Origin of the sequence: Moritella sp. 5, assembly GCF_018219455.1 — a bacterium.
In the GTDB taxonomy this organism is placed as follows: domain Bacteria; phylum Pseudomonadota; class Gammaproteobacteria; order Enterobacterales; family Moritellaceae; genus Moritella.
The window spans coordinates 4,288,117-4,302,120 of record NZ_CP056122.1 but is presented as its reverse complement, the minus strand read 5'-3'; the positions used below and the strand labels follow the sequence as shown (position 1 = coordinate 4,302,120).

Here is a 14,004-nt window from a genome sequence, read left to right as displayed (position 1 = left end):
GCTGTAGAACGTGACAATAAATAATCTTAGTTAGCAACGATGTTGAGTAGTTTACCTGGTACGAAAATCACTTTACGTACTGTTTTACCATCGGTAAATTTAGTCACGTTTTCGTCAGCGTTCGCAAGCGCTTCAACAGTTTCACGCGTGGCGTCTGCAGGTACTGTTAATTTAGCACGCAGTTTACCGTTCACTTGAACAATGATTAGTTTTTCAGACTCAACCATTGCCACTTTATCCGCTAGAGGCCATAGTGCTTCGTCGATATTACCTTCTTGACCTAATTTGCCCCACAGCTCAAAACAGATATGCGGAGTGATTGGTGCAAGTAGACGAACAACTGCAACTAATGCTTCTTGAAGTAGTGCGCGATCTTGCTCTGCTTCTTGAGGTGCTTTAGTTAGCTTGTTCATTAGTTCCATCACAGATGCGATTGCTGTGTTGAACGTCTGACGACGATCGATATCATCAGATACTTTCGCAATTGTTTTATGGACTTCACGACGCAGTTCTTTTTGCTTGCTGTTAAGTGCAGCAACATCAAGAGCGGCAACTTCACCTTTGCTGATGTGGTTATAAGCAAGTGTCCAGACACGACGTAGGAAACGGTGTGCGCCTTCAACTGCTGAGTCTTGCCATTCTAGTGTTTGGTCTGCAGGAGCTGCAAACATCATGAATAGGCGTACTGTATCAGCACCAAAACGCTCGATCATTGTTTGTGGGTCAATACCATTGTTTTTAGACTTTGACATTTTTGTCATGCCAGTATAAACAAGTTCATTGCCTTCATTGTCGATGTATTTAGTTGGTTGACCTTTTTCGTCACGCTCAACTGTTACATCTAATGGAGAAACCCAAACACGGCCGCCGCTTGCGTTGGTGTAGTAGTATGCATCTGCAAGTACCATACCTTGACAAAGTAGACGTTTGAACGGTTCGTTGCTATCAACCATTTGCTCATCACGTAACAGTTTGTGGAAGAAACGGGCATATAATAAATGCATACATGCGTGTTCAATACCACCAACATACTGATCCACTGGTAACCAGTGATTTGCATCGTCACGGTTTAGCATTTCAGTTTCTGATGTTGCGCTGCAGTAACGTGCGTAGTACCAAGATGATTCCATGAAGGTATCAAATGTGTCTGTTTCACGTAGTGCCGGTTGACCGTTGTATGTTGTTTTAGCCCACTCTTTGTCTGCTTTAATTGGACTTTGAATTCCGTCCATTTGTACATCTTCAGGTAGGATCACTGGTAGTTGGTCTGCAGGTGTTGGAACCACAGTACCATCTTCAAGTGTTAACATTGGGATTGGCGCGCCCCAATAACGTTGACGAGAAACACCCCAATCGCGTAGACGGAAGTTAACTTTCTTGGTGCCTTGGCCGTTTTCTTCTAATTTAGCCGCAATTGCATCTACTGCTTCACCGAATTCTAAACCGTCGAATTCACCTGAATTAAACAGTACACCTTTTTCAGTGAACGCTACTTCTGATACGTCTAGTTCGCTACCGTCTGCTGGTTTTATTACAGGTACGATATCGATGCTGTATTTAGTTGCGAATTCATAGTCACGTTGATCGTGAGCTGGAACTGCCATTACTGCGCCTGTGCCGTAACCCATCAACACGAAGTTTGCTACGTATACAGGTACTTTACGACCATTTAATGGATGAATAGCATATAGACCTGTCGGCATGCCTTTCTTTTCCATTTTTTCTAGATCAGCTTCAGCCACTTTCATGTTTTTACATTCAAGGTTGAATGCTGCTAATTCTGGATTGTTTTGTGCAGCTTGTTCAGCCAGTGGGTGACCTGCTGCGATACCTACATACGTAACACCCATAACTGTGTCTGGACGTGTTGTGTATACAGATAACTTGCTTAGTTCGTCACTTTGACCTTCAACTGCGAAGTCTAGTTCGATACCTTCACTGCGACCGATCCAGTTACGTTGCATTGTTTTAACTTGCTCTGGCCAGCCGTCAAGATCATCAATTGACGTAAGTAGTTCGTCTGCGTACTCAGTAATTTTAATGAACCACTGTGGAATTTCTTTTTGTTCTACAGGGGTATCACAACGCCAGCAACAACCGTCATTTACTTGTTCATTAGCCAGTACAGTTTCATCGTTCGGGCACCAGTTAACTGATGACGTCTTCTTATAAACTAAACCTTTGTTGAAAAGTTTAGTGAAGAACTCTTGTTCCCAACGGTAGTATTCAGGTGTACATGTTGCGATTTCACGCTTCCAGTCATAACCAAAGCCTAGAGACGTTAGCTGACCTTTCATGTAATCAATGTTTTCATACGTCCAAGGCGCTGGTGCCGTGTTGTTTTTGATTGCAGCATTTTCAGCAGGCAGACCAAATGCATCCCAACCGATAGGTTGTAATACGTTTTTTCCTTGCATACGTTGGAAGCGTGCTATCACGTCACCAATTGTGTAGTTACGTACGTGGCCCATGTGCAGTCGACCACTTGGGTATGGGAACATAGACAAGCAGTAGAATTTCTCTTTAGTTTCGTCGTTTTGTACTTCGAATGTTTTATTTTCTTGCCAGTGTTTTTGAACCTGAGGTTCGATACTGCTTGGAGTATATTGTTCTTGCATGGGTAATATCCAGTCTGTTCTTGGTAGGATTTATAAACAAAATTTTGCCATAGAATACCTTAGCAGACTAAGGGCAACAAGTTTCATTTGCAGATTGCGATAAGTTTTACATACTGATAATGCTTATTGAAGACTTTTACAAGGTAACTATGTGATGCAGTCCGCTTGTTGGGTGCGCATTTTGGCATATACTTAAGTTATAGCAGTAACTATATCCCTTCTTCTAAGGGACCCGTTATTGCTGATAATAAATAATTTTTACTGATGAATATAGATGACGTTTTATTAATAAATGCAGGTTGACTGTTATTACATTAATTCGGAGGTTTATATGGCTAAGCTCAATACTCAGTATCAAAATTCAGTGCGCCACTTATCTGTACATCCTCTGGGCTTTAAAGGGAGGAAACTGTTTATGGGTAATGATTTTACGCAACGATTTGTACTTAAAGCAGAAGCTTATTTAGGTGCTGCGGGTGATTTAACCAAAAAAGAACTAACAGAAGCGTCTGCTTATATTCGCCATGATATTGGTGAATTTAATAAAGATTATCAGACGAGTGTTAGCAGTTTTAAGTTGTCAGCTTGGTATCAAGCATGGGATAAAATTACGTGGGGGGCATTGGCAGCGATTACGGATAAAACACAGGTCGAATGGACTGAGGTCGGAGATGATTTACAACACCAAGGTCGTTATAGAACCGGTGACGAAGTTGGCTTTGGTTTACTCACGTGTGTGCGCTGTGGTTATCAAAAAGAATTATTTCATCCTGCCATTGTACTTTCTTGTGCTGGCTGTGATGGTGACGAGTTTATGCGTGAAAGCTTTGATCCATAATGTATATAAATATATAAATATATAAATATGTGAATAATGATATGCACCTAATGGTCAGTTCGATGATGCACTGACCATTTTTTTGCTTAGAATTAAACAGAGAGGATAGTTAAAATGGTTCATCTATTCTCACAGACGGAAACCCGACTTGCTGCGCTGTTGCTGTCGCGATATCTAAATTTCGATAACACTTTTCATGGCCGCTAAAATCGGTTAAAGGAATAATATCTCCATTTTGAGATTTAAATTCTACAATCCACCCGTTTGCTACCAAAGACGGTTCGACGATAGCCTCAACTAATTCATGTCTGTGATACATGCTTTTGATATCGGAAAGCTGCATGGTAATACCTCTCGTGGCGGAACAATCGGATTATAGATTTAGTGTAGTTGATGGTCAAACAACTTCAAGAAATTCGACTTTAAAAAATGATGGTACAGTTTGAATGGGTGGTTAGAATGCGTATTAGTTGAATTGTAAACTTGTGATCTAGAACTATTAATTGTATCGATGAATTACGGTCTTTCGATGCTTCTACTCATACGGAGCAAATTAATTCGTTAACTTCCATTCTGTTTATCATACTGAGTTATACCATATTATTGTTTGGAAATCGGATGTTTACTCGAACGTCGTCATTACTCATTTCGTTATTCGTATCAAGCTATCAGCAGTTGTTCGCCGCTGATGTCATTCCTGATCTTGAAATTGAGTTGCCCATAGAGGATGCAGAGGCGTATTCTCGTTGCCCAAGTGTGCTTAATCAACATCGCATTAGCTATTTAGAAACACAGATTATTAAACACCGCCAGATTTATTACGCTGGCCAAGAACCATTACTGCATGATGGAGAGTTTGATTTATTAGTTGATGAGTTAGCGCTCCTATCTCACTGCCTATCACCTGTATTAGGCAAGGTAGGTACAAATGACAATAAACAGAAGTATTTAGAGTATCAGCACCGACAAAAAATGCTGAGCTTAAATTCGGTACGTGATCGAGCCTTGATGGACGCGTTTTATCAAAGTCACCAAGATAAGCTGTTACTCATTCAACCGAAAATTGATGGTATGGCTGTTGAGTTAGTTTATGAAAAAGGCATCTTAGTTGCTGCATCGAGCAGAGGGGATGGTAGACAAGGTAAAGACTTGCTGGCGCTGATGTTACGCAGTGATGCCGTTGATAGTATTATTGCATATCCGCATACACTGGTTATTCATGGCGAATTATATATTAGTCAACAAGATTGGCAGGAACGACGTAAGTATGTCTCCTCTCGGCACATGACCGCGGGTATTGCCAGTCAATTATCACCCACACAAGTAGATGTTATGAGTTTGCGCTTTATACCTTGGCGTTGGATTGATTCACCTTATAACGATGAATTTATGGGGTTAGCGAAGCTGGCTATGCTTGGATTTACTGATATGTCGAAGATGAGCCATGTCATTGATAGTCCTCAAGACATCGATTATTGGCTTGCGCATTACCAAAGCATGGAAACGTTATTACTTGATGGTGTAGTCATTAAATTAGCTGAGAATGCTCTGCAACGTGAATATGGTCAAACCCAGCATGCTCCGCGTTGGGCGCTTGCATTAAAATTTAGTGGGCCGAAAGGATTAAGTCATGTTATTGATATAACTTATCAAATGGGTAAAAGTGGTCGTGTTACGCCTATTGTACATTTACAACCTCTGGCATTATCAGGTCGACAGATAACCAAGGTTTCTGGGCGTTCACGACCTTGGTTACAGAAAGCCAAAATTGAAGTTGGTAGCCAAGTGGAAATTGAATTAGTGGGTAATGCAACACCGCAATTAACAAGGCTCGTGAGCAGTCGCTAGCATCTTGCATATTTAGGCAGTTTGAGTATACTGCTGCCCAGTAACTGCAACGGGCTCACTTTAAGGTGGGCCCGTTTTTATTTTGATTGAAATGATCGAATATATCAGCGAAACACCCGGCTCGATGAAATGCTGGGCCACCTGTTTGTTTGAACTATGATGTAGGCAAAACCATGAAATTTATTGTAAAAATATTTCCAGAAGTAATGATGAAAAGTAAATCAGTACGCAAGCGTTTTAGTAAAATGCTGCAATCGAGTTTACGTAATATTCTACGCCGTGAAGATGAACATGCACGCGTGATCCTTGAATGGGATAAAATTGTTGTCCGCACTACAGATGACAGTGAAAAAAACCGCGATTTTTATCGTGAAGTATTAAGAAATACCCCAGGGATAGCCCATTCACTTGAAGTTCAAGAGTCAACCTTCACCGATCTTGATGATATTTTCCAGCAAGCATTACCCGTTTATAAAGACATTCTAGTTGGAAAAACGTTTTGTGTACGTGCTAAACGTAACGGTAAGCATGACTTTACGTCGATTGACTTAGAACGTTATGTTGGTGGTGGCTTAAACCAGCACACTGAAGCAACTCGTGTACAATTAAGAAAGCCACAAGAAACGATTAAAATTGAAGTTGAAAATGATAAATTATACTTGGTTACTGCTCGCCATGAAGGCTTAGGTGGTTTCCCTATGGCAGGACAAGAAGATGTGCTGTCATTAATGTCAGGTGGTTTTGACTCTGCTGTATCAAGTTACTTAACGATTAAACGTGGTAGCCGAACGCATTTCTGTTTCTTCAACTTAGGCGGTGATGCACATGAGATTGGTGTGAAACAAATTTCATACTTCTTGTGGAACAAATACAGTTCATCACACAAAGTTAAATTTGTTAGCGTACCGTTCGATCCCGTTGTTGCTGAGATATTAGAAAAAGTAGATAACTCACAAATGGGTGTGGTACTTAAGCGTATGATGATGCGTGCAGCGTCTAAAATTGCTGAGCGTTTAGGCATTGAAGCTTTGGTTACCGGTGAAGCAGTTGGCCAAGTATCAAGCCAAACTATTCGTAACTTATCGTTAATCGATTCAGTAACGGATACATTGATCTTACGTCCGTTAATTGTTGCTGATAAGCAAGATATTATTGATACTGCTCGTCATATTGGTACTGCTGAATTTTCTGAAACAATTCCTGAATACTGTGGTGTTATCTCGAATAAACCAACAGTAAAAGCAGTGAAAGAGAAGATTGAAGCTGAAGAAGCTAAATTTGACATGAGCTTGATTGACCAAGTTGTTATGGATGCAAACGTGATGGATATCCGTCAAATTGCAGAAGAAGCACAAGAGCAAGTTAGTGATGTTGAAGCTGTATCTGAAATTGCATCAAACGAAGTGATCTTAGATATTCGTAGTATTGATGAAGTGGAAGATTCACCACTTGAAGTTGACGGTTTAGCTATTGAGCATATGCCGTTCTTCAAATTAGGTAACCAGTTTGGCGAATTAGATCAAGATAAGACTTACTTACTGTACTGTGATCGTGGTGTGATGAGTAAACTACAAGCGTTATACCTGATTGAAAAAGGTTATTCGAACGTAAAAGTTTACCGTCCTTAACTTTTACTCGTCTTAATAATTACGCTCTTAAGGTTGTGTCCTTATTAAGCTAATGAATAAAAGCCAGCAATCAGTTGCTGGCTTTTTTGATCCTGATGTGACGTTTGAATTATGTAACTAAGCTAGTTCAGTTTCGTGCAGCTTGATTTGATCATATAAGGCTTTATTCGCTGGAGCTTCGATACTGTAGGCATTCGCTACTTTTAAAACATACCCGGTAATGTAATCAATTTCGGATTGACGGTTAAAGTGATGATCTTGATGCATCGAAGAAAAGTTTTCCGTCGTGCGTTCAATGACATTATCGACTTGTGCTTGTAGCTCTGCATAAGACCAAGGTAATCGGGCTTTTTCACACACGAGTGCTAATTCTTGCACCACCTTTACTACATGTGGATATAACGCTGGGCTTGCCAATTTACCATTTTTGCATTGATGGATGGCTGTTAATGGGTTTATCGCACAGTTAATCACTAACTTAAGCCATAATTTCTCACGTATATCTTCGCACCATGTTAATTCTTCTAGTGCAAATAATTGGCTGGCAATATCTTTATAGCGCTTGGCTTGATTATTAAATGCGCCTAACCAAGTGACACCTGCACCTGTATGGCGAATATGATCATCTGACAGTTTCAATACTCCGTTGGAGGTTGTGCCAACCATTATTGCGTTTCGAGGAAATAGCTTTTCGGCTTGTTCTGCCGTGCCCATGCCATTATGTAATAGTACGATACAGCAATGCTTATCTATCTGTGATTGAAGCAAAGTTAATGCTGGAAGCACATGTTGGGCTTTTAGTGTAACCAGTAAAAAGTCACATTTAGGTGTGAGGCTAGGTTGTGCCATTACGGTGTTACTCGAATGTTCGCCATTTAAATCTTCAACGTTAAATGTGCGGATATGAGCCTCACTCTCGGGACGTAATATAAATGCGGCGTGTTGGCCTGATTTTAATAATTTTTCTGCAAAGAAATGCCCGATAGCACCCGCACCGAGAATGTTCCAATTAGCCATGTATTTTTGCTCGTAATGGTTGAATGATTAAGTAACCGGTGATACCGATTAAATCGGCGACGATATCCCAAGGACTTGTTGTGCGGCCGGGTATCATACCTTGAATAAACTCAATGAAAATACCGAACCCAAGTAATACCATAAACAAGGTTATCGTTCTATCTGGGAAACTATAATCAAAAAGTAATGCTAATGTCGCAAAGGCAACTAAATGATTTAATTTGTCGTAACCTAATTGTGTTATATCAGTTGAAGGTTTGCCAAAAGCAAGTAGACAGATTATGAATATAACAATAACCAATAGTAAGCGAAACCAGAGTTTATATTTCTCTAATGACATACTTATCTCAATAAAAAAGGGCATAATAGCAATTATAGTCAGTTAATCGTTACTTAATGCAAGCTAGTGACTTACTTCTGTAGTTAATGGTTGAATTACAACTATCATCTATTAGATAATCACATCATTATAAATGATAGGATATAAAGATGCCTCAATTTGATATTATTTCTGAAGTTGACATGGTTGAAGTTAAAAACGCAACTGACAATGCAAACCGTGAATTAAGCACACGCTTTGATTTTCGTGGTGTTGACGCAAGCTTTGAGCTGATTAAAGAAAAAGTAAAAATGCGCACAGATGAAGATATGCAACTTCGTCAAATGGCTGATATTTTACGTGGTGCTTTAGTGAAGCGTAACATAGATAGCTCTGCGATGAGCGTAGGTAAAACTGAATTTTCGGGTAAAACCTGCAGTGCAGACGTTGAGTTTTTACAAGGCGTTGAAGGCGCAGTAGCTAAAAAAGTTGTTAAATCAATTAAAGACAGCAAGCTTAAAGTACAAGTCTCTATTCAAGGCGATAAAGTACGTGTTGTAGGTAAAAAGCGTGATGATTTACAAGCTGTTATGCAGCATGTGAAAACAGCTGAACTAGGTCAGCCGTTCCAGTTTGATAACTTCCGTGACTAATATGGCATGACTTGTATGAGTATTTACTTGCTCTAAGTCGTCTCATATAAATACATGTCATATAAGATGTTAGCCCAGTCTATTTATATACACTGGGCTTTTTTGTGCCTAAGATTCAATCCATTTAAAGCGTTTTGTCATTTGCATGTAAACTAATACTACAATAAAGACCACTGGAATAATCCCTAACACTGCGGTACCGATGAAGAAGGCTGAATAATCCCACGCATCGACCACAACCCCAGAGAATCCTGCAATAAATTTAGGCAGTAATACCATGATTGACGAGAACAGCGCATATTGAGTGGCGGTAAATTGGGTATTTGTTAAGCGTGATAAAAATACCACAAAGGCGCAAGTGGCAATACCCGCACTGAGGTTGTCTGCACTGATCACTAAGGTTAATAACAACAGGGCTGGGTCTTGTGTTTGCAACCAGGTCTCAGGCAGTATTAACGCAAGCATTGTCATTAATTGTGACATCGCCATGCTACCAGCCATCCAATGAAATAACAGATTAGTCAACGCAGCAAGTACACCACCTAATAATAAAGTAGAAAGTAAGCCTAAGCCATTGACCAACAACCCACCAACTCCGGCACCAACCAGTGTCATTATCACCCCAAAGACTTTTGCGACTGTGGCTACTTCAGCCTTCGAATAACCCATATCAACATAAAATGGGTTCGCCATGATCCCCATAACAATGTCACTAATACGATAGGTGATGACAATGCCCAGTAATAGTAAGCAGGTTTTACCGTATCGCTGAAATAGGTCGGTAAGGGGCTTTACTATTCCAGTAATAAGAAAGTCGCGAATATTATGTACATGATGTATTTTATGTTTGGCGATTGGTTCTTTAGAAAATAAGGTCGCAAAAACACCAAACAACATAAATAGAGCCATACAAGCATAAGCGAACTGCCAAGCAGCAGCGTTATAGACAGCGCTATTATCATAGAATGCAGCAATGGCTAATGAACCCGCACCTGCAATAATCATAGCAATACGATAGCCTGTCATGTAAGTGGCAGCCATGGCACCTTGTAAACGAGTTTCTGCACTCTCAATTCGAAAGGCATCGACAACAATATCTTGGGTTGCTGAAAAGAGTGCTAAACCAAGTGAAGCGATAATGAATAAGATCACGCTTTGTTGGGGATCTTGAGTCGCCATGATCATCAGCATTACAATGATCATTATTTGCGTGAAAAATAGCCAACTTCGACGTCGGCCCAATTTATTATGCAGCCAAGGCAGCTGGATCTGATCAATCAAAGGTGACCAAGCCCATTTAAAGCCATAGGTAAGTGCTATCCAGCTAAAGAAACCAATACTGGCACGATCTACTCCGGCTTCACGTAGCCAAAATGATAATGTAGAAAAGACCAAAAGAATGGGTAATCCAGAGGAAAAACCAAATAATCCCATAAACAGTACACGGGGATTAAGGTAAATCGATAAGTTTTGAAGAGTAGTCGGCAATGTCAGCATCCATCTAACGTAAGTGTTTGCTGATACTACCGTATTTTTATGAATTTAATAAGCCCGACAACAGACTGGGCTTGGTTTAATTTAATTTAATCGATTATGTTTTATAATTGTGATGGCGAAATTAGTCCAAATATTCCGTGATAGGTCTAATACCAATACAGTTGTATGGTTTAACCCCCTGACCCTGTAGAAATAAAGCACCTGTATGTAATTGCTGGCGCAATATTTTGTTGGAAAAAATCTGTTGGCTTGACCAGCTTTTTAGCTCAAATAACAGGAACCAAAAAACCTGTTCTTTGCAGCTACTTGTCGACTCGTCATAAATATCCAAATCATCCCATTCTCGTAATGTTTCCCAGAGAAAATGGTTTAATTGCGCATAACTAAGTTTTTTCATTAGAAAAAAATCGAGATAGTTAGCTAAAACGTCAGATTTATCGTCAATGAACTTTTTCGCTTCCATGCAAATCTCCTCATTTGTTAGTATCTCATTTTAATCCTAGACGAAAATGTTTGGCTGTCATTAATTAGCGTATTCTTAATGCTGATTTATGAGTAAAGTGTGAAACATCTCAAAAGATTAATTTTTTTAAGTGTTGCACTTAAAAAATAAAAAAAATTTATATTCATGTAATGAGCGTGATCGTCAATGACTAAGATGTTGAAAGACCCTTTATAGATCAAACATCTGCTATAGTAGCGAAGCATACGCTTATTTTTATAACTGAATGGAACCTATATCATGCGAATAAATCACTTTTTTGCAAAATTACTCTTAATTTTGTGTTCAACATTTATGTTTAATACCGCGATCGCGGCAGAAACTAAAGCTTTAATCAAAACTAACCTTGGCGATATTACGATTGAGCTATATCCAGCGCAAGCCCCCGTGTCTGTGGCTAACTTTATCAGTTATGTTAAAAGTGATTTTTATAGCGGCATTATTTTTCACCGCGTGATCCCAGGATTTATGGCGCAAACTGGTGGTTTTAATGAAAATCTTGAAAAGCAGGTAACAAAAAAACCAGTTGTTAATGAAGCGAATAATGGCTTGAGTAATGAGCGTGGCACACTGTCACTGGCGCGAACCAATAACCCCAACTCAGCTACATCGCAGTTTTTCATTAATCTAAAAGACAATAATTTCTTAGATCGCTCGGGTTCAAGTCCGTCGCAAGCGGGTTATGCTGTATTTGGCCGAGTGACAAAAGGGATGGATGTTGTTGATCAGATGGCAAAACAACCAACAGGTAAAAAGAAGTATTACAGTGATGTACCATTAACTAACATTGTGATTGAAAGCATCACTATGCTGAAATAGTCGAGTTTAACGATTATTTCTAATCGGTTACAGTAAGAAAAATAAAGCCTCGCTCGATACTTGTGATAAGTCATCGAGCGAGGCTTTTGCAATTGTATGCTCACTATAATTAGCGAGTTAAATAATTATTACAATTAACGTGTTAGATAATCATTGATTTGTTGATCATTAAATACATCGTTCAATATCGACGATAATTGCTGAGAAAACTTTGTTTCTAAGTCACTCATTGATGGGCTAAATGCGCCTGTTAAGGTTGATGCACTGCGAAATTGCTTCGTCAGTGTTTGACCTTTATTATCAATTGATACGATCAGCATTAGCGTTGATTCAGCTTGATGCTCAAAACTATCTTGCTGAACATCAATTCTTGCCGTTTGCAGTTCAAGATTAATCGCGATATCTGCTTGTGGTGAGAACACTAAGCCTTGTTGCTCCCATCCCTGTTGTAGTTTCGCCGTTGTAAGGTTAACCAGTGAACTTTGGTTATTAAGCAACTGTGCTGGTTCTCCGACTTTATGGATCGCAATTAAGTAATTCGCATCACGGATGTCTTTACTTGTTATCGAAACCTGAGTACCTGCATATTGCGTTGCTAATGGCGCTGGCTCAGCCGTAATATTAACTTGCTGAGGGGGACTCGCACAGGCGGTTAGTAGTAATAGACTGATATTTAACAGCAGTTTTTTTAGCATATTATTTTTGTGCCTTAATAATAACGAACTTGGCATTTGATGCGACAACTTCATGATTGTCGAATAGGCGGTCAAGTTTGATATGGTAATCAAGATGACGATTACCAACAATATAAAGTGCGCCACCCCAAGCTAATGCGCGGTGAGCATCTTTGAACATTTGCCATGCAATATGATCGGTAATGGCTTTTTCTTGGTGAAATGGAGGGTTACATAACACCAAATCTACACTGTGTGGTTCGTAATCGTAAAGGCAGTTATTCACCAAAAACTCAATGTCCGGTTCGTGATTGGCGATATTAGCCGCGGCATTTTCTTTCGCTGATGCAATTGCCATGAATGACTCATCGACAAAAGTGATTTTAGCTTGTGGGTTTAAGCGTGCGGCAGTAATACCGATAATACCGTTACCACAGCCAAGATCGATAATATGCTGGTATTCACCTTTTGGTAAATGCTGCATGAAGAAGTTGCCGCCAATATCTAAATTGTTACGTGAAAATACATTGGCATGATTAGATAAAGAGATATTTGTTTTCGCTACATCCCAAGCTACTGGCGCTGGGATCTCTAATGCTTTCGTTTCTGTGATAGTCGAGAAGATCAAACGTGATTTTTTCTTCGCTAATGATGTTTTAGTTTCGCCGAGGTACTTTTCAAATAACGCTAAGGTAGAATTATGAATATCTTTCGCTTTTGCACCCGCAATGATCTTTGTGTTAGGAGTAACAACATGGCTAAGCATTGCCAGTTGATGTTCTAATAAAGATAATGTACGTGGGATCTTAATTAATACTAAATCAATATTTTTCGGTAACGCCGCAAGACAGTCTTGGACTTTTACTTGTTCTGTGCTTAACTCATTTTCATCTAGATTTTGCGCGATTGCCGCATGGCTGATCCACGAATCACTTACTGTCGTTACATTGTGTTGATTATACGCACAGGTTAATGCACCAAAACTATCATTGAAGATAAGTATTGAAGATTGTTCAGCAAGCGTTAAATCTGCAACAGTATTAAGAATATACTCATCAGCAGAGTCCCAAGCTTGCAGTTGCTCAACGCTACGTTTAGGGTAGCGGTACAAAGATAATTCGATACTTTCAAGAGATAGTTCAGTGTTCATAATATGATCCAGTTAAGGTTGATCGTGCATTTTACACTGTTATTTTACTAAATATATAAAGAAGAGGTTTTTAAATGTCATTAGGTAACGATATTAAACAGCAGTTATTGGCGAACTTTGATATTCAGCATTTAGAGGTGGTTTGTGATAGTCATAAACACAATGTGCCACCGGGCACTGAAATCCATTTTTCGGTGGTGGTCGTTGCGACGGAATTTGAAGGGAAAATGTTGATTGCACGTCATCGGATGGTTAACAGTGCGTTGGTTGCTCAATTTGAAGCGGGGATTCACGCATTATCAATTCATGCCTATACCCCTGAACAATGGGCTAAAAAAAATGATCAAGATCAAAAAATGCCCGAGTCTCCAGACTGTTTAGGCTAATTATCCGTAAATTTAAATAAATGATTAATTATATGTTACATACTGTGAGTCCATG

14 protein-coding genes are annotated in these 14,004 nt (G+C 39.5%); 6 read left to right on the top strand and 8 right to left on the bottom strand.

Annotated features, from left to right (window positions below; translation table 11 throughout):
• Positions 1–26: 26 nt before the first annotated feature.
• Positions 27–2,618: a leucine--tRNA ligase gene (gene leuS / locus HWV01_RS19130; protein WP_211673041.1), complete on the bottom strand. Its 2,592-nt coding sequence runs from the start codon at positions 2,616–2,618 to the stop codon at positions 27–29.
• A 331-nt stretch (positions 2,619–2,949) separates the two neighbouring features.
• Here leuS and HWV01_RS19125 point away from each other — a divergent pair, with 331 nt between their 5' ends.
• A complete protein-coding gene (locus tag HWV01_RS19125; RefSeq protein ID WP_228140341.1) occupies positions 2,950–3,456 on the top strand; it encodes a hypothetical protein in 507 nt (168 codons plus the stop codon).
• A 109-nt stretch (positions 3,457–3,565) separates the two neighbouring features.
• Here the strand turns inward: HWV01_RS19125 and HWV01_RS19120 are convergent, their stop codons facing one another.
• Complete coding sequence (locus HWV01_RS19120) at positions 3,566–3,799, bottom strand: thymidylate kinase (protein ID WP_211673040.1); 234 nt, start codon at positions 3,797–3,799, stop codon at positions 3,566–3,568.
• A gap of 275 nt (positions 3,800–4,074) precedes the next feature.
• Here HWV01_RS19120 and HWV01_RS19115 point away from each other — a divergent pair, with 275 nt between their 5' ends.
• Complete coding sequence (locus HWV01_RS19115; protein WP_211673039.1) at positions 4,075–5,304, top strand: DNA ligase; 1,230 nt, start codon at positions 4,075–4,077, stop codon at positions 5,302–5,304.
• A gap of 173 nt (positions 5,305–5,477) precedes the next feature.
• The gene (gene thiI, locus HWV01_RS19110; protein ID WP_211673038.1) at positions 5,478–6,932 is read left to right on the top strand and encodes a tRNA uracil 4-sulfurtransferase ThiI; all 1,455 of its coding nucleotides are present in this window, start codon (positions 5,478–5,480) and stop codon (positions 6,930–6,932) included.
• A gap of 117 nt (positions 6,933–7,049) precedes the next feature.
• On the opposite strand, the gene HWV01_RS19105 is transcribed toward thiI, so the two are convergent.
• Positions 7,050–7,949, bottom strand: a complete 900-nt coding sequence (locus HWV01_RS19105; protein ID WP_211673037.1) for a ketopantoate reductase family protein — start codon at positions 7,947–7,949, stop codon at positions 7,050–7,052.
• Complete coding sequence (locus tag HWV01_RS19100; RefSeq protein ID WP_211673036.1) at positions 7,942–8,289, bottom strand: VanZ family protein; 348 nt, start codon at positions 8,287–8,289, stop codon at positions 7,942–7,944. Before HWV01_RS19100 ends, HWV01_RS19105 begins: the two co-directional genes overlap by 8 nt.
• A gap of 149 nt (positions 8,290–8,438) precedes the next feature.
• Here HWV01_RS19100 and HWV01_RS19095 point away from each other — a divergent pair, with 149 nt between their 5' ends.
• Positions 8,439–8,921: a YajQ family cyclic di-GMP-binding protein gene (locus tag HWV01_RS19095; protein WP_045109042.1), complete on the top strand. Its 483-nt coding sequence runs from the start codon at positions 8,439–8,441 to the stop codon at positions 8,919–8,921.
• 108 nt (positions 8,922–9,029) lie between these two features.
• On the opposite strand, the gene HWV01_RS19090 is transcribed toward HWV01_RS19095, so the two are convergent.
• Both HWV01_RS19090 and HWV01_RS19085 read right to left on the bottom strand, forming a co-directional pair.
• Positions 9,030–10,418 carry an MFS transporter gene (locus HWV01_RS19090; protein ID WP_249185381.1) on the bottom strand — a complete coding sequence of 463 codons (1,389 nt, stop codon included), beginning with the start codon at positions 10,416–10,418 and terminating at the stop codon, positions 9,030–9,032.
• 121 nt (positions 10,419–10,539) lie between these two features.
• Positions 10,540–10,881, bottom strand: a complete 342-nt coding sequence (locus tag HWV01_RS19085) for a hypothetical protein (protein WP_211673035.1) — start codon at positions 10,879–10,881, stop codon at positions 10,540–10,542.
• 279 nt (positions 10,882–11,160) lie between these two features.
• Here HWV01_RS19085 and HWV01_RS19080 point away from each other — a divergent pair, with 279 nt between their 5' ends.
• Positions 11,161–11,739 (top strand): peptidylprolyl isomerase, encoded by a 579-nt coding sequence (locus tag HWV01_RS19080; RefSeq protein WP_370629415.1) that lies wholly within the window; start codon positions 11,161–11,163, stop codon positions 11,737–11,739.
• 134 nt (positions 11,740–11,873) lie between these two features.
• Here HWV01_RS19080 and HWV01_RS19075 read toward each other — a convergent pair whose 3' ends face one another.
• Both HWV01_RS19075 and HWV01_RS19070 read right to left on the bottom strand, forming a co-directional pair.
• Positions 11,874–12,434, bottom strand: a complete 561-nt coding sequence (locus HWV01_RS19075) for a YajG family lipoprotein (protein ID WP_211673034.1) — start codon at positions 12,432–12,434, stop codon at positions 11,874–11,876.
• Between the two features lies 1 nt (position 12,435).
• Positions 12,436–13,563, bottom strand: coding sequence for a methyltransferase (locus tag HWV01_RS19070; RefSeq protein WP_211673033.1), 1,128 nt, complete (start codon positions 13,561–13,563; stop codon positions 12,436–12,438).
• A 74-nt stretch (positions 13,564–13,637) separates the two neighbouring features.
• Here HWV01_RS19070 and HWV01_RS19065 point away from each other — a divergent pair, with 74 nt between their 5' ends.
• Positions 13,638–13,949 carry a BolA family transcriptional regulator gene (locus HWV01_RS19065; protein WP_211673032.1) on the top strand — a complete coding sequence of 104 codons (312 nt, stop codon included), beginning with the start codon at positions 13,638–13,640 and terminating at the stop codon, positions 13,947–13,949.
• Positions 13,950–14,004: the final 55 nt, after the last annotated feature.